Source organism: Stenotrophomonas sp. Pemsol (genome assembly GCF_003586545.1).
In the GTDB taxonomy this organism is placed as follows: domain Bacteria; phylum Pseudomonadota; class Gammaproteobacteria; order Xanthomonadales; family Xanthomonadaceae; genus Stenotrophomonas; species Stenotrophomonas sepilia.
In genome coordinates this window covers 4,016,473-4,035,213 of record NZ_CP025780.1, presented here as the reverse complement: position 1 = coordinate 4,035,213, position 18,741 = coordinate 4,016,473, and the positions used below count along the sequence as shown (strand labels likewise).

At 67.8% G+C, this 18,741-nt stretch carries 17 protein-coding genes; 8 read left to right on the top strand and 9 right to left on the bottom strand.

The window, feature by feature from the left end; all coding sequences use genetic code 11:
- Positions 1-161 precede the first annotated feature (161 nt).
- The 4 genes from PEM_RS18595 to PEM_RS18580 all read right to left on the bottom strand — a co-directional run bounded on the left by PEM_RS18595 (position 162) and on the right by PEM_RS18580 (position 4,235).
- Positions 162-1,766, bottom strand: coding sequence for a glucan biosynthesis protein D (locus PEM_RS18595; RefSeq protein ID WP_032954730.1), 1,605 nt, complete (start codon positions 1,764-1,766; stop codon positions 162-164).
- A 105-nt stretch (positions 1,767-1,871) separates the two neighbouring features.
- Positions 1,872-2,684 (bottom strand): bifunctional DNA-formamidopyrimidine glycosylase/DNA-(apurinic or apyrimidinic site) lyase, encoded by an 813-nt coding sequence (gene mutM / locus PEM_RS18590; RefSeq protein WP_111127246.1) that lies wholly within the window; start codon positions 2,682-2,684, stop codon positions 1,872-1,874.
- A 19-nt stretch (positions 2,685-2,703) separates the two neighbouring features.
- Positions 2,704-3,036, bottom strand: coding sequence for a hypothetical protein (locus PEM_RS18585; RefSeq protein ID WP_005421108.1), 333 nt, complete (start codon positions 3,034-3,036; stop codon positions 2,704-2,706).
- The gene (locus tag PEM_RS18580) at positions 3,033-4,235 is read right to left on the bottom strand and encodes a fatty acid desaturase (RefSeq protein ID WP_005421109.1); all 1,203 of its coding nucleotides are present in this window, start codon (positions 4,233-4,235) and stop codon (positions 3,033-3,035) included. The genes PEM_RS18585 and PEM_RS18580 overlap by 4 nt, the downstream gene beginning before the upstream one ends.
- Positions 4,236-4,386: 151 nt before the next feature.
- On the opposite strand from PEM_RS18580, the gene PEM_RS18575 reads away from it, so the two are divergent.
- Entirely contained in the window at positions 4,387-5,208 is an 822-nt protein-coding gene (locus PEM_RS18575; RefSeq protein WP_050562733.1) for an ATP-binding cassette domain-containing protein, read from the top strand.
- A gap of 124 nt (positions 5,209-5,332) precedes the next feature.
- Here PEM_RS18575 and PEM_RS18570 read toward each other — a convergent pair whose 3' ends face one another.
- Both PEM_RS18570 and PEM_RS18565 read right to left on the bottom strand, forming a co-directional pair.
- Positions 5,333-6,535, bottom strand: coding sequence for a DUF4785 domain-containing protein (locus PEM_RS18570; RefSeq protein WP_032954734.1), 1,203 nt, complete (start codon positions 6,533-6,535; stop codon positions 5,333-5,335).
- An 11-nt stretch (positions 6,536-6,546) separates the two neighbouring features.
- Positions 6,547-7,425, bottom strand: coding sequence for a hypothetical protein (locus tag PEM_RS18565; RefSeq protein WP_065179776.1), 879 nt, complete (start codon positions 7,423-7,425; stop codon positions 6,547-6,549).
- 261 nt (positions 7,426-7,686) lie between these two features.
- Between PEM_RS18565 and PEM_RS18560 the strand changes: the two genes are divergently transcribed.
- Positions 7,687-8,526 (top strand): phosphatase PAP2 family protein, encoded by an 840-nt coding sequence (locus tag PEM_RS18560; RefSeq protein ID WP_005421113.1) that lies wholly within the window; start codon positions 7,687-7,689, stop codon positions 8,524-8,526.
- 131 nt (positions 8,527-8,657) lie between these two features.
- Here the strand turns inward: PEM_RS18560 and PEM_RS18555 are convergent, their stop codons facing one another.
- Positions 8,658-10,928, bottom strand: a complete 2,271-nt coding sequence (locus PEM_RS18555) for a TonB-dependent receptor (protein ID WP_111174696.1) — start codon at positions 10,926-10,928, stop codon at positions 8,658-8,660.
- 159 nt (positions 10,929-11,087) lie between these two features.
- Here PEM_RS18555 and PEM_RS18550 point away from each other — a divergent pair, with 159 nt between their 5' ends.
- Positions 11,088-12,104: a TIGR00266 family protein gene (locus tag PEM_RS18550; protein WP_005421115.1), complete on the top strand. Its 1,017-nt coding sequence runs from the start codon at positions 11,088-11,090 to the stop codon at positions 12,102-12,104.
- A gap of 183 nt (positions 12,105-12,287) precedes the next feature.
- A complete protein-coding gene (locus tag PEM_RS18545) occupies positions 12,288-13,280 on the top strand; it encodes a patatin-like phospholipase family protein (protein ID WP_053496711.1) in 993 nt (330 codons plus the stop codon).
- Between the two features lie 39 nt (positions 13,281-13,319).
- Here PEM_RS18545 and PEM_RS18540 read toward each other — a convergent pair whose 3' ends face one another.
- The gene (locus PEM_RS18540) at positions 13,320-13,805 is read right to left on the bottom strand and encodes an Lrp/AsnC family transcriptional regulator (RefSeq protein WP_005411782.1); all 486 of its coding nucleotides are present in this window, start codon (positions 13,803-13,805) and stop codon (positions 13,320-13,322) included.
- A gap of 125 nt (positions 13,806-13,930) precedes the next feature.
- Between PEM_RS18540 and phhA the strand changes: the two genes are divergently transcribed.
- Complete coding sequence (gene phhA / locus PEM_RS18535; protein ID WP_111129421.1) at positions 13,931-14,824, top strand: phenylalanine 4-monooxygenase; 894 nt, start codon at positions 13,931-13,933, stop codon at positions 14,822-14,824.
- Positions 14,825-14,929: 105 nt separating this feature from the next.
- Here phhA and PEM_RS18530 read toward each other — a convergent pair whose 3' ends face one another.
- A complete protein-coding gene (locus PEM_RS18530) occupies positions 14,930-15,985 on the bottom strand; it encodes a LacI family DNA-binding transcriptional regulator (RefSeq protein WP_065179060.1) in 1,056 nt (351 codons plus the stop codon).
- Positions 15,986-16,224: 239 nt separating this feature from the next.
- Between PEM_RS18530 and PEM_RS18525 the strand changes: the two genes are divergently transcribed.
- From PEM_RS18525 to adhP, 3 genes are all read left to right on the top strand, one after another.
- Complete coding sequence (locus PEM_RS18525; protein WP_111129420.1) at positions 16,225-16,815, top strand: cysteine dioxygenase family protein; 591 nt, start codon at positions 16,225-16,227, stop codon at positions 16,813-16,815.
- A 111-nt stretch (positions 16,816-16,926) separates the two neighbouring features.
- On the top strand, positions 16,927-17,565 hold the full coding sequence (gene eda / locus PEM_RS18520; protein ID WP_111129418.1) for a bifunctional 4-hydroxy-2-oxoglutarate aldolase/2-dehydro-3-deoxy-phosphogluconate aldolase: 639 nt from the start codon (positions 16,927-16,929) through the stop codon (positions 17,563-17,565).
- A 96-nt stretch (positions 17,566-17,661) separates the two neighbouring features.
- Entirely contained in the window at positions 17,662-18,690 is a 1,029-nt protein-coding gene (gene adhP, locus PEM_RS18515; RefSeq protein ID WP_065179057.1) for an alcohol dehydrogenase AdhP, read from the top strand.
- Positions 18,691-18,741: the final 51 nt, after the last annotated feature.

The window sequence follows — 18,741 nt, the reverse complement described above, 5'->3', positions numbered from 1 at the left end:
GGGGGCGTGAGCGCCATGGATGGCGCGACCGAGGCTACATGGACGTATTTACGCCGCCCCCCTCAACCGGACCCACCCCGCCATCCCACGGAATGCACGCATTTGACGTTGCCTTGGCTTGAAGCGGGTGCAGGGCTGCAAGCCCTGCAATCCCAAACCACTCAGTACAGCGTGCGCTCCGGCGCACCGGCCGGCGGCGGGGTGTACTGGTACAGCCAGGTCTCGGTGAGGGTCTTGCCACCACTGCGCAGGAACAGGCGGATGTCGATCTGCTCGGTACTGCCTTCCGGCGGCACCAGGTCGAACATCGCGCGATAGCCGTTGATCTCGCGCAGCGGGCGCGCCGAAACGATCTCGACCCGGCCACGGCTGGCTTCCACCACCGCTTCGACCTCGGCCTTGTCGATCAGCCTGGCCAGTTCGCCACCTTCGAAGTCCACCGCGAAGCGCCAGCTGAAGTACTCACGCTTCTTGCCGACCACACCGCCCAGGCCGGTGCGGCTGGCCACGCAGTGCGCCAGCGGCGGGCGCGCCGGCGGTTCGGCGCCCCAGTACAAGCGGTAGCCGACCAGCAGCTCCTGGCCCGGCTGCGGCTTTTCCTTCGGGTTCCAGAACGCCACGATGTTGTCGAACGTCTCGTCCACGGTGGGAATCTCCACCAGCTGCACCGAGCCCTCGCCCCATTCGCCCTTCGGCTCCACCCACAGGCACGGGCGCTTCTCGTAGAACACGCCGTCGTCCTGGTAATGGTCGAAATTGCGGTCGCGTTGCAGCAGGCCGAAGCCGCGCGGGTTGCGGTCCACGAACATGTTGAAACGCAGGTTGCGCGGGTTCAGCAGCGGCCGCCAGATCCACTCGCCGGCACCGGTCCACAGCGACAGGCCATCGGTATCGTGGATCTCCGGGCGCCAGTCCCAGCCCATCCGGCGGTCGTTCTCGCCCACCTGGTACATGCTGGTGCACGGGGCGATGCCCAACCGCTCGATCGCCTTGCGCGGGTACAGCGCGCTGTCGATGTCCATCAGCAGCACGTCGCCATTGGTGATCGCGAAGCGATAGGCACCGGCCACGCTGGGCGAATCCAGCAGGCCATAGACCACGATCGTCTCCGAATCGGCCGACGGCTGCTCCAGGTAGTAAGCGATGAAGTCCGGGAATTCCTCCGGCTTGCCCATGCCGGTGTCGATCGCCAGGCCACGCGCGGATTGGCCGTACTGGCCTTCCTTGCCGACCGCGCGGAAGTAGCTGGCGCCCAGGAAGGCGGCGAAGTCGCGGTCGGTATCCTTGCGGGTGTTCAGGCGGAAGCCGGCGAAGCCGAGGTCGGCCGGCAGCTCGCCGTCCTTGATGCCGCTCTTGCCGTAGTTGAACGCCGCGCCGTCATAGGCCAGTTCCTGCGCCTTGCCGTCGACCACGTCGAACATGCGCACCGGCGAATGGAAGTACAGGCCCAGGTGGAAGAACTTGGCCTGGAACTTGCCGGGCTGGTCGGCCCACAGCGCATGGTCCTGGCGGTAGCCGATCGACTGGTACTGGTCCCAGTCCAGTCCTTCCAGGCGGCCCGGCAGCACCCGCTTGTGGCTCTTGTAGGGTGCCTGTGCCAGCGCGCGCGCCTGGCCCTTCAGGGTGGCGAAGTCGAACGGTTGCGGCTGGCCGAGGCGGCGCAGGCCCATCTGGCCGCTCCGGCTGGCCGCGCACGCGGGCAGGGACGGCAGGCCGAATGCAGCCAGGGCGAGGGAGGCATTGCGGATGAAGTCGCGTCGTTGCATGCAGGCGCGTCAGGCACAGGGAGGAAGGTCGGCCATCATAGGCAGACAAACGTTAACGGGCAGCGGAGACGCGCCCTGCCCGTTCAGCTGCCGCTGGTCGCCGGCTCAGCGCTGGCAGTGGCTGCACCAGACGCTGGCGCGCTGGCCGATGGTGGCGTGCTTCAGCGCGCGGCCACAGTTCGGGCAGGGCAGCCCGTCGCGGCCGTACACCAGCAGCTCCTGCTCGAAGTAGCCCGGCGCACCGTCGGGGCTGATGAAATCGCGCAGGGTGGTGCCGCCGCGGGTGATGGCGTAGCCCAGGATCTCCTTCACCGCGTCGGCCAGCCGCTGGTAGCGTTCTCGCGAGATCTTTCCTGCCTCGCGCAACGGGCTGATGCCGGCCTTGAACAGGCTCTCGGCGGCGTAGATGTTGCCCACGCCCACCACCACCGCCTGGTCCATCAGGAAGGTCTTCACCGGCGCGCTGCGGCCCCGGCTGCGGGCGAACAGGTAGTCACCGTCGAACACGTCGTCCAGGGGCTCCGGGCCCAGCCCCTGCAGCAGCGGGTGGATCTCCCCAGCCGGCTGCCAGAGCAGGCTGCCGAAGCGGCGCGGGTCGTTGAAGCGCAGCAGGCGGCCATTGTCCAGGCTGATGTCGACGTGGTCATGCGCCCGCAGCGGGGTATCACCGGGCAGCACGCGCAGGCTGCCGGACATGCCCAGGTGCAGCACGGCGCTGCCGATGGCGGTATCCAGCAGCAGGTACTTGGCGCGCCGGCGGATGTCCTCGATGCGCTGCCCCGGCAGCAGCTCGGCCACTTCCGGTGGAATCGGCCAGCGCAGGTCGGCGCGGCGCAGGATCACGCCATGCACGCGCCGGCCCTGCAGGTGCGGCGCCAGGCCGCGGCGGGTGGTTTCGACTTCGGGCAGTTCAGGCATGGTGCGATTCTACGCCCGCTCAACGCGGCGGCGCGGACAGCTCGCGGGCATCCAGGAAGCCATCACCGTTGGCATCCTGCTTGTGGAAGCGCTGCACGATCACCTGCCGCTGCTGCTCGCGGCGGATTGCCCTGCCCTTGCCGCCGGGCAGCTCGTCGGCGCTCAGTACGCCATCACCGTTGCGGTCCATGCGATCGAAGGCATACAGCATCCACTGTACGTACTCGGCCTCGCTGACCCTGCCGTCGCCATCGCTGTCCATCCGCTGCAGATAGCTGGCGGTGTCGGTGACCTGGGCCAGCGCCGCACCCGGCAGCAGCGCCGCCAGCAGAAGCCCGTACCCTGCCCTCACGCGCCCACCAGGCTGTAGCCCTTCAACCGTGCGGCGTAGGCCTGCAACGCCGCGATGCCGCTTTCCTCGGCCTCGCGGCACCACGCCTGCAGCTGATGCAGGCGCTCAGCGGCGTCGTGGCCACGGGCTTCCAGCAGCGCAGCCAATCGCCCGCGGTACTCGACCAGGGTACGGATGCGCGGCCGCTGCGCCACCCATGCGCTGAGCTGGGCGCGGCTGTCCGGCTTCAGCCAGCGGCCATCGTTGACCAGGCCACGGCGCAACCGGCGTGGCAGCAGGCGGCGCAGCTTGGCCCCGGCCTGCGCGGCCTCCTCGCGCAGGGCCGGCATGAACACGTTGCGCTGGTAATCGGTCATCGCCTGGAAGCGATGCGACAGCAGCGCCTTCAGCGTTTCGGCATCGGGCACGGCGATGTTCGGGCGCACGTCCATGGCCGGTGCCACCCGCAGCACCCTGGCCAGTCGCAGCGCCTGCAGCAGGCGGATCGCACTCCAGCCGATGTCGAACTCCCAGCGCCTCATCGCGAAGCGCGCCGAACTGGGGAAGGCATGGTGATTGTTGTGCAGCTCCTCGCCACCGATCCAGAACCCCCACGGCGTGAGATTGGTGGAGGTATCGGCCGACTCGTAGTTGCGGTACCCCCACCAGTGGCCCAGGCCATTGACCACGCCCGCCGCCCAGAACGGGATCCACGCCATCTGGATCGCCCACAGCGCCACACCGGGCAGGCCGAAAAGCACGCCGTTGATCGCCAGCAGCACTACCGGCCCCAGCGTGGCGTGCGGGGTATACAGGTGGCGCTCGATCGCGTCGTCCGGCGTGCCGCGCCCGTACTGCTCGATGTCCGCGCGCATGCCGCGCGCTTCGCGGTACAGCTCCACGCCATGCCAGAACACCTTGCCGATGCCGCGGGTGACCGGGCTGTGCGGATCGTCCTCAGTCTCCACCTTGGCGTGGTGCTTGCGATGGATGGCCACCCACTCGCGGGTGATCATCGACGTGGTCAGCCACAGCCAGAAGCGGAACACGTGCGCCAGCGCCGGATGGAAATCGACCCCGCGATGGGCCTGGCTGCGGTGCAGGTACAGGGTTACCGAGAAGATGGTGATCTGGGTGAAGACCAGCAACACCGCCAGCATGGCCCACCCTCCCAGGCCGAGCACACCACCGGTCAACAGGGACATCAGGGCATCAGACATGGCAGCTCTCCGAATCGACGCGGGGATGGCAGACATGATGGGCGCTTGCGTTGCAAACTGCATCCCTGCGGCGATGTATCGCATCGCCATCCGTGGCACCGTTCACAGTTGGGGACCTGAGTTGTCGAGCCTTGATCCACGCGCCAGCACCATGACTGCCGCCCCGCCCGTTGCGGAGCTGCCCCCCTTGATCGAACTGGACCGCGCCACCGTGGTGCGCGGCCAGGTGAAGGTGCTGCACGGGCTCAGCCTGCGCATCGCGCAGGGCCAGCACACCGCCCTGCTCGGCCCCAACGGCTGCGGCAAGTCGACCTTCATCAAGCTGATCACCCGCGAGCTGTACCCGCTGGCGCAGGTCGACGGCTCCGTGGCGGTAAGGGTGCTGGGGCAGAACCGCTGGCAGGTGGACCGGCTGCGATCGCAGCTCGGCATCGTCACCGGCGATCTCAGCAGCAACCTGGCCGACATGCCGGGCCTGACCGTGGAACAGGCAGTGCTGTCCGGCTTCTTCGCCAGCTACGTGGTGCCGGCCTTCCGCGAAGTGACCGCCGATATGCGCGCACGTGTGGGCGAGACACTGGCGATGACCGGCGCCCTGCCCCTGCGCGACCGCGCCTACGCCGAGTTGTCCGCTGGCGAGACCCGCCGCGTGCTGATCGCCCGCGCGCTGGTCAACCGGCCGCAGGCACTGCTGCTGGACGAACCCTCCACCGGGCTGGACCTGGTCGCCCGCGAGCAGCTGGTGGCGACCATGCGGGTGCTGGCGCAGCAGGGCATCACCCTGGTGCTGGTGACCCACCACATCGAAGAGATCATTCCCGAGATCGAGCGGGTGGTGCTGCTGCGCGATGGCCGCGTGCTGGCCGACGGCACCCGCGCCGAGCTGCTGCGCAACGAACCGCTGTCGGCGGTGTTCGGCGGCGCGATCACCGTCTGCGAGCAGGAAGGCCGGCTGACCGCATACGCGGGGTGATCGGCATGCCGTTGTAGAGCCGAGCCGATGCTCGGCTGCTCCTGATCACGGCAAACGGCCGCCGAGCATGGGCTCGCCTCTACACAGGAGCAGCGGGCCGGACCCCGGCCCGCTGCACGCAACCTCAGAACCGCAACGCCAGCGCGCGCGACTCGATCGGTGCCATCCGGCTCTGGTCCTGCAGCTGCAGGTCACGCAGCTCGTACGGTGCGCCAAAACCGGCCGGCAACGCGGCCTCGTCGAACGGCAGCACCAGCTGGCCGGCGCCTGGGCCATCGAACCACGCGGCTGCATGTGCCTGCGCGACCGGCCTCATCCGGCCATCGCGGGCCGTGGCATACAGCGTGCCACGTGCCTCGTAGCGGCCTGCCGCAGCCACCTGCAGCGGCAGCGCCACCTGGCGGCTGGAAGGGTCCGGTGCTGCCTGGCCACTGAAACGCGCGGTCGGCCGTGCCACCGCGAAGGCCACCTTGCCATCGCGCAGCACGCCATCGGCCTGGGCGAACACCTGCAGCTCCCACAGCCCCTGCACGGTGCCGATGTCGGTCGGGATCCGCACCTGCGCGCGCAGGCTGCCATCGGTGGTGCGCAGCAGGCGCTGCGGCCAGCTGCGGCCATCCGGTGCGACCAGCAGGGCTTCCCCCCCCAGGCCGCCACGACGCGATGCCAGCTGCGCGGTGGTGGCGCCGTCTTCCAGCAGGCGTGCCTGCAGCTGCACGTTGCCACCGGCCAGCACCTGCGCCTGGTTGGCCTGCACTTCCAACCGCAGCGGGCTGTTGGGCTCCAGCACCTGCACCACATAGCGGCCCTGCGCCTGCGTGCTCTGCAGGGTGTACGCACCGGCGGCACTGGTCGCGCCGGTGCGCAGCATGCTGCTGCCATCACTCACCGGCATGCCGGCATCCTGCAGCGCGCGCGCATCGACACTGCGGGCCACGCTGCTGCGGCCAGCCGGGTCGCGCACCTGCAGGGTGTTGGCCGGCAGCGCGCGGGCTCCTGCGGCCGGACTCAGCTGGATCACCGCATCGGGCGCCGTCAGCGGCAGGTCCAGGCCGCGCTGCAGCTGCGTGCCATCGACCTGCTGCCAGTAACTGCGGCTGACCGAGGCATATGGCGTGGCCGCCTGCAGCGGCTGTGCCGGGTCCAGCGCCCAGGCAAACGACAACGGCGCGTGTTCGCTTTCATCGGCAGGCAGCGGCGCGGCCACCAATGCGGCAGGCACCTGATCGCCCGCGCGGGCCGCCTGCAGAGGCTGCGCGGCCTGCGCGGCGGAAAGGGACAGTACTGCCAGCACCGCACTGGCCAGCAGGGTGGAATGGGTCGTCATGGTCATCTCCCTCACTGGGTCAGGTCGTTGCGCAGCAGGGTGCCGAGGCCGAAGCACTCGCGCCGGCTCTGGTTGTGGCTGAGCGGTTCTGCGCCCTGGGTGCGCGCTTTGTCGGTGAACCAGGTGGTGCCGGCCGCCTTCTGGCTGCTGCACTCCAGGAAGCCATCGGAGCAGGACGACAACCAGTTCTGGGTGAACTCCAGGCCGACGTTGGCGGCATAGCCACCGCAGTAGCTGTTGTTGTCCCACACCGCCGATTCCACGTCACTGCCGACCACCGCGCGGAACGGCCTGGGCAGCGCCGGGCGACCGGCCGTGCCGTACAGGTTCTGCGCGTTGTAGGTGGCCATGCTGGCCACCTGCTGCTGGCGTACCGCGTCGTTCTTGTAGCCCAGCAGCCAGCCCAGCGACGTTTCGAAGGTATTGCCGTTGAGCACCGCATCGGCCAGTGGCGTGCCCGCCGAAGACGGTGCCAGTGCGTTGACCTTGCGCACCGTGCGGATGATCTTCGGATAGCGGCTGTCGTAGGTCGGATTGGACAGGATCCAGCGCATCACGTTGCCGCCGTTGGAATGGGTAATCACCACCAGCTGGGTGATGCCACGGCTGTCGATGAAACTGGTCAGCTGGTTGGCTAGGCAGCCGGCGGCCTCCGGTTTCCACATGTACTGGGTGAAGTCACAGTTGATGACCACATAGTTGCTGCTGTTCGGCAGGCCCTGGCGCACGGTGTCGATGATCGCCGGCTGCCAGTAGTCCTGGGTGGCATTGGTCTGCGCGCCGGTGCCATGCACGAAGGCCACGCCGACCACGTCGGCGGCCTGCGCCGGTGCTGCTGCCAGCCCCAGAAGCAGGGCCAGGACGGTACTTCCTGTTGCGGTGCTGCGCATCGCTTCTCTCCCTCTGTCTTCGGATCCCCCCGACCCGGCTGGAACTGGACGGCCCCTGGTGACTGCCGATGTGCCGATGCTCACGGTGCGGCCGCGTGAAAGTCCGTGCGCTGCGCCCGGATTCAGCAGACTGGCACGCTTCGATGACGTTCTTCATCTCCTGTGATGACCATGCCGGGTCTGGCCGTATGACCGATGGCCACTGCGGTGCCGCATACGGGCTGCGATCATGACGCGGTGTTTTTCCTCCGGAGCCCGTCCATGTCGCTGATTTCCCACCCCGCCCGCCCGCTGCTCGGCCTCGCCGTTGCCGTGGCCCTGGCCGGCTGTGCTGCCACGGCCACCAAACCGACCGCCGTCGAAGCCAACATCACCACCAAGGCCGTGGGCTATCTGGACAAGAGCGCTGTTCCGGCCAGCCTCGATCTGGTGCCGGCACCGCCGGTGGCCGGTTCGGCCGCCCTCGCCCTGGACGAACAGGTCAGCCGTGAAGCCCGCGCGCTGCGTGGCAGCCCGCGCTTCGCCCAGGCCGGCATCGATGCGGAACTCGGCTTCCCCGAAGGCGCCAACCACTTCTCCTGCGCCGCCGACATCGACGTCGATGCGGTGAAGACTCCGGCGCTGTATCGACTGCTGGAGCGCAGCCGGATCGACGCCAGCGCCGCCACCAAGGCGGCCAAGAACCACTACCAGCGCCCGCGCCCGTTCATGGTCAACGGTGAGCCGACCTGCTCGCCGAAGGACGAGGATGGCCTGCGCAAGAATGGTTCCTATCCATCCGGCCACACCTCGATCGGCTGGGCCTGGGCACTGATCCTGTCGGAGATCGTGCCGGACCGCGCCGATGCCATCCAGGCCCGCGGCCGCAACTACGGCGAGAGCCGCCTGGTGTGCAACGTGCACTGGCAGAGCGACATCCTGGAAGGCCGCTTCATGGGTGCCGCCGCCGTGGCCCGCCTGCACGACAACGCCGCGTTCAACAAGGACCTGCTGGCCGCACGCAAGGAGATCGCTGCCGCGCGCAAGGCCGGCCTGCACTCCAGCCGCGACTGCACCACCGAGAACGCGGTACTGAAGGTGCGCCCGCAGAGCGCGCTGTAAGCCATGCCTCTGTAGAGCCGAGCCATGCTCGGCTCATGGCAGTCGAGCATGGCTCGACTCTACAGAAAGCAGGAAACAGAAGGGCCGGCATTGCGCCGGCCCTTCTTCATTGCACTACCGCAGCGACCGCATCAGAACTTCGCGGTGAACTCCACGCCCCAGGTGCGCGGCTCGTTGAGGAAGCCGGTCAGGTTGTTGAAGTCGATCGCACCGACCACGCGGGTCTGGTTGGTCAGGTTGCGGCCGAACACCGCCACGTCGTACTGGCCATACTCCCAGTTGTAGCCCAGGCGCAGGCCGCCTTCCAGCGAACTACGGCCGCGGAATTCCGGCGACTCGTAGATGAAGAAGTTCACTGCGCTGCGGTAGGCCCAGTCGGTGTAGGCGTACAGCTCGCTGCCATCGCTGAGTGGGAAGCCCACGCGCAGGGTCGCGTTGTGGATCCACTTCGGCGCCTGCGGCAGCGGGTTGCCGTTCACCAGCGCGTAGGTCTGGCCGTTGATCACCGTGGTCGGGTCGGTGATGGTGCAGCCGCCGCCGCAGATCGCCACCGCCAGGTTCTTGTCCTTGATCTCGGTGTCGTTGTAGCTGCTGCCAAAGGTCAGCAGGACGTTGTCGGCCAGGTAGGCCTCCAGGTCCAGCTCGACGCCCTGGCCGATGGTCTTGTCGGCGTTGAGCAGGGTGGCGGTGTTGTTGGCACCGCCCACGGCGATCAGCTGCTGGCCATCGACGTCGTAGCGGAACACGCTCAGGCCCAGGCGCGCGCGGCGCTCGAACAGGTCGGCCTTGATGCCGGCCTCGTACGAGATGACCTTCTCCGAATCGGCCTGCGACAGACCCGGCGCAAAGGCCAGGCGGCCCTGGATCGACGGCGCGCGGAAACCCTTGGCCACGCGGGCGTAGGCGTTGATGTCGTCGGTGAGCTTGTAGACGCCGCTCAGGTCCCAGCTGACGTCGTTGACGTCGGTGTTGGCCAGGTACGGGCCACTGACCGGGGTGCCGAACGGAACCGCCTGCAGCACGCTGGCGCTGAAGTCCTTCTTGTCCTGGGTGTAGCGCACGCCGGCACGCAGCTTGAAGCGGTCGGTGACGTCGAAGTCACCCGAGGCGAACACTGCCCAGGCCTTGTTGCGCTGGTTCTGCACCACGTGGCCGGTCTGCGGATTGCCCGGGGCCAGCGAGTCGTAGTTGAAGTTGTTGATGGTCACGTCTTCATCGAAGTAGAAGACGCCGGCCTGCCAGTCGAAGCGGCCCCACTCGTTGGACTCGACGCGGAATTCCTGCGTCCACTGGCGATGGTGCGGCAGGCCATCAGCCGACTCCGAGGAGAACGGAATCAGGCCCGGGCCGTAGTTGCCGGCACCGAGGAAGGCCGCACCGTAGCCACCGTCGATGTCACCGCGGTTGAGCGATTCGGCGGTCTCGTAGCCGGTGATCGAGTGCAGGGTCACCGAGCCGAGGTTCCACTGCAGGCGCGCGCTGCCCCCCCAGGTCTCCAGGTCGGAGAAGTTGACGCCGTCGTTGGCCACCTTGTCGCGGTCGAAGTTCTCGACCAGCGAATTGCCACCCTTCTGGATGATGTTGGCGCGGAACAGGCGGGCGGTGCCGTTGAGCTTGCGCTTGTGCAGGTTGAACAGCGCTTCGAAGTCATCGCCTTCGTACAGGAACTGCACGCGGCCTGCCGCTTCGTCATAGCCTTCGAAGCCGCTGTTGGGCGCGCCCACACGGGTGTTGTCGACCCAGTCGTCACGACGCTGGTAGATCGCCGAGACGCGCGCCGACCAGCGGTCGGTCAGCGGGCCGCCGTAGGCGCCCTGCACGTTCCAGCTGTTGTAGCTGCCGTAGCCGACGCGGATATAGCCGTCGGCATCCTGCGACGGGCGGGCCGAATCGAACTTGACCACGCCGGCCGGCGTGTTGCGGCCGAACAGGGTGCCCTGCGGGCCACGCAGCACTTCCACGTTGGCCAGGTCGAACAGCGGGAAGCCCTTCAGCAGCGGGCTTTCCTGCACGACGTCGTCGTATACCAGCGACACCGGCTGCGAGGCATTGAGATCGAAATCGGTGTTGCCCAGGCCGCGGATGTAGAAGCGCGGGAAGGCACGACCGTAGGACGACTCGATGTTGAGGCTCGGCACGCGTGCGGCCAGGAAGCGGATGTCATCGCCGGCCGAACCGAGCACATCCAGCTTCTCGCCCTGGATCGCGCTGACTGCAACCGGTACGTCCTTGGCGTTCTCGACACGGCGCTGCGCGGTGACCTGCAGGGTGTCGAGGGCAACCGGATCCTTGGCGGCAGGGGTTTCCTGGGCGGCTGCTACCAGCGGCAGCAGGGCGGAAAGAGCGGCAACGAGAGGGCGCGCGACCGGGAGGCGGCCACGGGAAGTGCGGGTCGGGGACATGGCGGTAGGCTGTGTTTGGAGGGGTGGTAAAACGGCGCTACCAGATAATTGTTGCAATACAGCACCTGCCCCGCAAATGCCGGCCGTTCATGGCCCCGTCGCCCTGCCCCCGGGGCGCTCGCTAGACTCGGGGTTTTCCAGCGCCGCGGAGCCGCCGCAATGACCCAGTGGTACTTCCATGCCTCGGCCCAGGCCGACCGAATCGGACCGCTCGATGACCCGGCCGCGCGCCGTTACGCGCAGGCCAACCCGCGCGCGCTGGCCTGGTGCCAGGGCATGAGCGGATGGACCTCGATTGCCGAAGTGCCTGAACTGCAATCCGCGGCCCCGGGCATGCCCCACACCCCACCCCCGGTCCCCGCCGCCGCCAGCGGCCGCGCCGACGACATCGAATTCCGCATCGTCGGCCATGAAATGCAGTTCGTGGAAATCGAGCTTGATCCCGGCGAGAGCGCCATTGCCGAGGCCGGCGCGCTGATGTTCAAGGACGCCACGGTGCAGATGGATACCGTGTTCGGCGCCGCCAATGGCGACCAGGGCGGCGGCTTCATGGGCAAGGTGATGGCTGCCGGCAAGCGCGTACTGACCGGCGAAAGCCTGTTCGCCACCGTCTACACCCAGAGCGGCCATGGCAAGGGCAAGGTCGCCTTCGCTGCGCCCTACCCTGGGACGGTGCTGGCGATGAAGCTGGACCAGCACGGCGGCCGCCTGATCTGCCAGAAGGACAGTTTCCTGGCCGGCGCGCGCGGCGTGCAGATCGGCGTGCAGTTCCAGCGCAAGATCATGACCGGCCTGTTCGGGGGCGAGGGTTTCATCATGCAGAAACTGGAGGGCGACGGCTGGGTGTTCATCCACGCCGGCGGCTGCGTGGTGGAGCGCGAGCTGGCCGCCGGCGAACGCCTGGACGTGGATACCGGCTGCGTGGTGGCCTACCACCCGACGGTGGACATGGACGTGCGTCGGGTGGCCGGCATCAAGAGCATGCTGTTCGGCGGCGAAGGGGTGTTCCTGGCCACGTTGACCGGCCCCGGCAAGGTCTGGCTGCAGTCGCTGCCGTTCTCACGCCTGGCCGGCCGCATGTGGATGGCCGCACCGCAGGGCGGCGGCCAGAGCCGCGGCGAAGGCTCGGTGCTGGGCGGCCTGGGCCGGATGCTGGATGGTGACAACCGGTTCTGACCGCCTCCGGTCGTGCCAGCCGCTGGCCGGCAGCCCCGTGGACCGTTGCCAGTTTCCCTATGGTTGCCGGCCAGCGGCCGGCACTACCTTTATGAATGGGCGATATTTCCACCCTGCCCGCCCCGCCGCGGCTTCGGTATGCTGGCGCCCTTTCCTGAATCCGGCGCCGCGCGCGCACTGCCGATGAGCCTGTTCCGCCCCCGCATGCTGCTGTCCGTCGCCCTGATCGGCCTGCTGGCCGGCTGCGGTGGCGATCCGGTCCGCCCCACGCCACCGCCTGCGCCGACCGTGGTCCCGCAGGCCAAGCCGGTGAAGATCGGCATCGCCCTGGGCGGCGGCGCGGCCAAAGGCTTTGCCCATATCGGCGTGATCAAGATGCTGGAGGCCAACGGCTTCGAGCCAGCCGTGGTCGCCGGCACCAGCGCCGGCAGCGTGGTCGGCGCCCTGTATGCCAGCGGCATGGATGCCTTCCAGATGCAGAGCAAGGCCGTCGCGCTGGACGAAGCCAGCATCCGCGATGTGCGCCTGTTCTCCGGTGGCCTGGTGCAGGGCCAGAAGCTGCAGGACTACGTCAACGAGCAGGTCGCCAACCGTCCCGCCGAGCGCCTGAAGAAGCCGTTCGCCGCCGTCGCCACCCAGCTCGAAACCGGCGAGCGCGCAATCTTCGTGCGCGGCAACGTCGGCCAGGCAGTGCGCGCGTCGAGCAGCATTCCCGGTGTGTTCGAGCCGGTGAAGATCGGCGGCCGCAACTACATCGATGGTGGCGTGGTCAGCCCGGTGCCGGTGGATGCCGCCCGCCAGCTCGGCGCCGACTTCGTGATCGCCGTGGACATCTCCAGCAAGGCCAGCGGCAAGGCGCCGACCGACATGCTGGGCATCGTCAACCAGTCCATCTCGATCATGGGCCAGCGCCTGGGCGAGCAGGAACTGGCGCGCGCCGACATCGTCATCCGCCCGAAGGTACTGGACATCGGTGCCGCCGATTTCAGCCAGCGTGGCACCGCGATCCTGGAAGGCGAAAAGGCTGCGATGGCAGCGATGCCGCAGATCCGCGCCAGGATCCAGCAGCTGCAGCGCGCGCGCGCCGCAGCTGCCGCACCGGCACCGGTGGCCGCGCCGAAGTGCGAGGAAGCCTCGCGCCTGGGCAAGCTGATGGGCCGCAAGGACAAGTGCTGATCCATTGAAGCCAGGCCACCGGGCCCGCCCGGTGGTTGCTCAGGACTCCAGCTGCGACAGCGGCAACGCCTGGAAGCCCTTCACCGTGCGCAGCACGAAGCTGGAATTGGCATCGGCCACGCCACCGGCATTGAGCAGCCGGTCCAGCAGGAAGCGCGAGAAGTGCTCCAGGTCGCGCACGTAGACGTGCAGCAGGTAGTCCATGTCACCCGTCAGCGCGTGGCAGGCCACCACCTCGTCCCACGCCTGCACGCTGTCCACGAAGTGGCCGATGGCGGCCTGGTCGTGCTTTTCCAGCTGCACGCGCACGAAGGCCTGCAGGCCCAGCCGCAGCTGCCGTGGCTCCAGCCGCGCGCCATAGCCGACGATCACGCCCTCGCTTTCCAGCCGCTGCAACCGCCGCAGGCAGGCCGAAGGAGAGAGATTCACCCGCGCCGCCAGTTCGGCGTTGGTGGCGCGCCCATCCCGCTGGATTTCGGCCAGCAGGCGTATATCCGTGCGATCGAACTGGACTTCTCCGGCCATTGTTGCCCCGCAACATGGTGAGTACGCAATGATATTGCGCCAACAAGGCCAATCGGCGCAACTTTTGCAACCCTGTTGCGCGTCCCCTGCCCTAGCATCATGGGTATCCCATCCAGGAGTGCCGCATGGACCTCGCCCAGCCCCGCCGCGTCGAACACCAGCAGACCGACAAGGGCTACGTGCCGGTGTATACCACCGCGCTCGTCGAGCAGCCATGGGACACTTACAGCGCCGACGACCACGCGACCTGGAGCACGCTTTACCAGCGCCAGCGCGAGCTGCTGGTCGGCCGTGCCTGCCAGGAGTTCCTGGATGCGCAGGACGAGATGGGCATGAGCGCACACATGATTCCGCGCTTCGACCAGCTCAACGAAGTGCTCGGCGCCGCCACCGGCTGGACCTTGGTCGGCGTTGAAGGCTTGTTGCCGGAACTGGATTTCTTCGACCATCTGGCCAACCGCCGTTTCCCGGTGACCTGGTGGATCCGTCGCCCGGACCAGATCGACTACATCGCCGAGCCGGACCTGTTCCACGATCTGTTCGGCCACGTACCGCTGCTGATGAACCCGGTGTTCGCCGACTACATGGAGGCATACGGCCGTGGCGGCGTCAAAGCCCACGCGATCGGCCCGGATGCGCTGCAGAACCTGACCCGCCTGTACTGGTACACGGTGGAGTTCGGCCTGATCGATACGCCCGAGGGCCTGCGCATCTACGGTGCCGGCATTGTGTCGTCGAAGGGCGAGTCGCTGTACTCGCTGGAATCGGCCGCGCCCAACCGCATCGGCTTCGACCTGCAGCGCATCATGCGCACGAAGTACCGCATCGACACCTTCCAGAAGACCTACTTCGTCATCGACAGCTTCGAACAGCTCATGCAGGCGACCTCGCCGGACTTCACCCCGATCTACGCGGCCCTGGCCAACCAGGCGCATCTGCCGGCCGGTGAAGTGCAGGGCGACGACCGCGTGTTCCAGAAGGGCAACGGCGAAGGCTGGGCCGACGGCGGCGACGTGTAAGCACACAACGCGCACGGCTTTGCACTGAAAACGGCGCACATGGGTGCGCCGTTTTCGTTGTTGCCTGCCTGCGCCACTGCAGCGACGCAGGCGAGGGCAGGGCACTCAGGCGTCCACGGCCCGGCAGGACCCGCGCACCATCAACTGCGGATGCACGCTGGCCGCGGTCGGCGCGTCGGGAACGTCGGCCTGGACAAGCATGGCGGCGGCGGTGCGGCCGATATCGGAGACGTGGCGACGCACCGACGTCAGCGGCGGCCACAGCCGCGATGCCAACGGGCTGTCGTCGTAGCTGACGATCGACAGCTGCTGCGGCACCGCGATGCCTGCACGCAATGCCACCTGGTACACGCCTGCGGCGATTTCGTCGTTGCCGGCGAAAATCGCACTGGGGCGTTGCTCGCCCATCAGCAGCCGTTCGGCGGCATGCACGCCGGACTCGAAGGTGTCGCCCGCTTCCAGCACGCGCTCGCCGGGCAGGGTCAGGCCGACCTGCGCCAGCCGATCAAGGAAACCATGCGTCCGTTCGCGCGCGGCACGCCGGTCACCCGGTCCGGTGATCACCGCGATGTCGCGGTGGCCAAGCGAAAGCAGGTAGCCCGCCGCAGCGGCAGCACCATCGCGGTCATGGGTGACCACGGCATGGTTCTCATCCTCCGAGGCATGCGCGTTGATGCGCACGTAGCGGCAGTCGATGTCATCGAGCATCTGCGCCAGCGCAGCCGATTCGGACGCACGCGGCCCCAGGATCACGCCGTGCAGCTTCTGCTGCTGCACGAAACGGCGCACGCCCTGCGGGCATTCCGGATCCTGGCTGTCGCAGGGGTGCACCACCAGCTCATAGCCAGTCCCGCGCAGCGCGTCCAGCGCGCCGTGCTGCAGGTCGACGATGCATTGGGCACCGGGATCGTCATACACCAGGCCGATCAGGAAGGAGCGGCGGAATGCCAGCCCGCGCGCGAGAGGATCGGGCACGTAACCGACCTCGCGCATCAACGCCTCGACCTTGTCGCGGGTGTCCTTGCGCACCAGCGGCGAGTTGTTGATGATTCTTGAAACCGTTTTCTTGGAAACTCCCGACAGTCGTGCGATGTCGTTGATCGTGGCAGCCTTGCCCTTCGATGCCGGCAACGCGGCATCGCTAATAGTTCGCACTGACATGTATAGAACCAGGTAAGTCGGAGAATTCTAGCCTTGCGCCCGTCGGGCGCGAAGTTGCGGAATGTCGCAGCGGATCTGAATCGTGTCGTGTTCGACAGGTTCTGCTGCGCAAGGTTCCATTGTGATCGCTCTACTGCTTCTGCATCTGAACCGTTCTTCCGCGCGTATTCACCCTGAATGTGGACGCGACGCGCGCGAACGCCAACATTCCCTTAACCATGCTCCGCTACATTCGAGGCATGGACCTGCAGACTTCTCCGTTTCCGCCGTTCCGTGGCCGCGACCGGTTGATCGCCGCAGTCGACGCGGCGATGAGCTCCGGTGATCCCGAGCGCATCACGGCCGACCTGCAGCTGGCGCTGCAGGAAGCCATAATCGACAGCCGCATCGAGTTGCCCGAATGCGTGCATCGGCCGGTCAGCGATCATTACGCGCGACGTCCGCTGTACCACAGCCGCGAACACGGCTACAGCGTGATTGCCATGAGCTGGGGCCCAGGGCAGGGCACGCCGCTGCACGACCACGATGCCATGTGGTGTGTGGAGGGCGTGTGGTTGGGCGAGCTGGAGATCACCCGTTACGAGCTGCTGGAGTGCGCCGGCGAGCGCTGGCGCTTCCGCCGCCACGCCGCGCTGCGCGGGGGCTGCGGCAGTGCCGGCAGCCTGATCCCCCCGCATGAGTACCACACCCTGCGCAATGCCAGCGATGAGGCACTGGCGATCTCGGTACACGTGTACGAGGCGCAGATGGAGCGCTCGGCGGTGTTCGATCCGCTCGGTGGCGACTGGTACCAGCGCCGCATCCAGGCGCTGCAGGCCGACCCGGCCTGAATCCGGCGCGGTGCGGAGCAGGGCACCGTCGCGGTCCGCATGGCATCATGCGCCGCTGCGCTGCCGGCACCGGCAGCATCCGCGATGCCCTGGCGGGCAAGGAGCAAGACGATGTCCAGCGCTGATCCGCGCCTGCGCGCGCTGTTGAAGCTGGCACCGGTGATCCCGGTGTACACCCCCGAAGAAGTGAATGAAGCGGTCGAAGTGGCCCAGGCGCTGTTCCGTGGCGGGCTGCCCGTGATCGAGGTGACCCTGCGCACGCCGCAGGCGCTGGATGCGATCAGGGCCATGGTCGAGGCCGTGCCGGACGCGGTGATCGGTGCCGGCACCGTACTCAACGCCGCGCAGATGCAGGCGGCGAAGCAGGCCGGTGCGCGGTTTGCCGTTTCCCCCGGTGCCACGCCGGCACTGTATGCGGCCGCGCGTGATGCCGACCTGCCGTACCTGCCCGGTGCTGCCACCGCTTCGGACCTGATCCAGGGCCTGGAGCACGGCGCGGACACCTTCAAGTTCTTCCCGGCCGTGCAGGCCGGCGGCGCCGCGCTGCTGGCCGCCTGGCACGGCCCGTTCGCCGATGTGCGCTTCTGCCCGACCGGCGGCATCAGCGCGCAGACTGCGCCGCAGTTCCTGCACCTGCCCAACGTGTTGTGCGTGGGCGGTTCGTGGCTGACCACCCCGGCGCTGCTGCAGACCCGCGACTGGGACGCCATCGAGCGCCTGGCCCGCGAGGCCTCGGTGCTGGCCAGCTGAACCTGCTTCGCGGATCTTCAAAGGTTTGATCGTGATCAAAGCGCCGGCCTCGCGCCGGCGTCATTCTGTGGGCAAGCGCACTACGGAGATCCGAAAATGAATTCCACCATGAAGGCCGCTGTCGTGCGTGAGTTCGGCAAGCCACTGGTGATCGAGGAAGTCTCGGTACCGCGCCCGGGGGCGGGCGAGGTACTGGTCAAGATCGAGGCTTGTGGCGTCTGCCACACCGACCTGCACGCCGCCGAGGGCGACTGGCCGGTGAAACCGAACCCGCCGTTCATCCCCGGCCACGAGGGCGTGGGGCACGTCGTGGCCGTGGGAGGCGGGGTAGGGCACGTCAAGGAAGGCGACAGGGTCGGCATCCCCTGGTTGTACTCGGCGTGTGGTCATTGCGAACACTGCCTGGGTGGCTGGGAAACGCTGTGCGAGACGCAGCGCAATACCGGCTACTCGGTCAACGGCGGCTTCGCCGAGTACGCACTGGCCGATGCCAACTATGTCGGCCTGCTTCCGAAGGAGGTGGGCTTCGTCGAGATCGCGCCGGTGCTGTGCGCCGGCGTGACCGTCTACAAGGGCCTGAAGGTCACCGACACCAAGCCCGGTGACTGGGTGGCGATTTCCGGCATCGGTGGCCTGGGCCACATGGCCGTGCAGTACGCCCGTGCGATGGGCCTGAACGTGGCCGCAGTGGACGTGGACGACGCCAAGCTGGCACTGGCCCGCCAGCTGGGCGCGCAGGTCACCGTCAACGCGCGCACCACCGACCCGGCCGCGTTCCTCAGGAAGGAAATCGGCGGCGCCCACGGTGCGCTGGTCACCGCGGTGTCGCCGAAGGCGTTCGAGCAGGCACTTGGCATGGTGCGCCGTGGCGGCACTGTCTCGCTCAATGGTCTGCCGCCCGGCAACTTCCCGCTGGACATCTTCGGCATGGTGCTCAACGGCATTACCGTGCGCGGCTCGATCGTCGGTACCCGCCTGGACCTGCAGGAATCGCTGCAGTTCGCCGCCGAGGGTAAGGTCGCGGCGACGGTCAGCACCGACCGCCTGGAAAACATCAACGACGTGTTCGCGCGCATGCATGCGGGCACCATCGAAGGCCGCGTGGTGCTCGACTTCGCCGCCTGACCCCCTGTGCATGGCCGCCGTCGCTCCGTCCCCCTCTCCCACGGACGCGGC

Coding starts and splice junctions, on each gene's coding strand:
- adhP (WP_065179057.1), top strand. CDS start 17,662: ATGAATTCCACCATGAAGGCCGCTGTCGTGCGTGAGTTCGGCAAGCCA.
- PEM_RS18525 (WP_111129420.1), top strand. CDS start 16,225: ATGGACCTGCAGACTTCTCCGTTTCCGCCGTTCCGTGGCCGCGACCGG.
- PEM_RS18530 (WP_065179060.1), bottom strand. CDS start 15,985: ATGTCAGTGCGAACTATTAGCGATGCCGCGTTGCCGGCATCGAAGGGC.
- phhA (WP_111129421.1), top strand. CDS start 13,931: ATGGACCTCGCCCAGCCCCGCCGCGTCGAACACCAGCAGACCGACAAG.
- PEM_RS18550 (WP_005421115.1), top strand. CDS start 11,088: ATGACCCAGTGGTACTTCCATGCCTCGGCCCAGGCCGACCGAATCGGA.
- PEM_RS18565 (WP_065179776.1), bottom strand. CDS start 7,425: ATGCGCAGCACCGCAACAGGAAGTACCGTCCTGGCCCTGCTTCTGGGG.
- PEM_RS18570 (WP_032954734.1), bottom strand. CDS start 6,535: ATGACGACCCATTCCACCCTGCTGGCCAGTGCGGTGCTGGCAGTACTG.
- PEM_RS18545 (WP_053496711.1), top strand. CDS start 12,288: ATGAGCCTGTTCCGCCCCCGCATGCTGCTGTCCGTCGCCCTGATCGGC.
- PEM_RS18540 (WP_005411782.1), bottom strand. CDS start 13,805: ATGGCCGGAGAAGTCCAGTTCGATCGCACGGATATACGCCTGCTGGCC.
- PEM_RS18560 (WP_005421113.1), top strand. CDS start 7,687: ATGTCGCTGATTTCCCACCCCGCCCGCCCGCTGCTCGGCCTCGCCGTT.
- PEM_RS18595 (WP_032954730.1), bottom strand. CDS start 1,766: ATGCAACGACGCGACTTCATCCGCAATGCCTCCCTCGCCCTGGCTGCA.
- PEM_RS18580 (WP_005421109.1), bottom strand. CDS start 4,235: ATGTCTGATGCCCTGATGTCCCTGTTGACCGGTGGTGTGCTCGGCCTG.
- PEM_RS18555 (WP_111174696.1), bottom strand. CDS start 10,928: ATGTCCCCGACCCGCACTTCCCGTGGCCGCCTCCCGGTCGCGCGCCCT.
- eda (WP_111129418.1), top strand. CDS start 16,927: ATGTCCAGCGCTGATCCGCGCCTGCGCGCGCTGTTGAAGCTGGCACCG.
- PEM_RS18575 (WP_050562733.1), top strand. CDS start 4,387: ATGACTGCCGCCCCGCCCGTTGCGGAGCTGCCCCCCTTGATCGAACTG.
- mutM (WP_111127246.1), bottom strand. CDS start 2,684: ATGCCTGAACTGCCCGAAGTCGAAACCACCCGCCGCGGCCTGGCGCCG.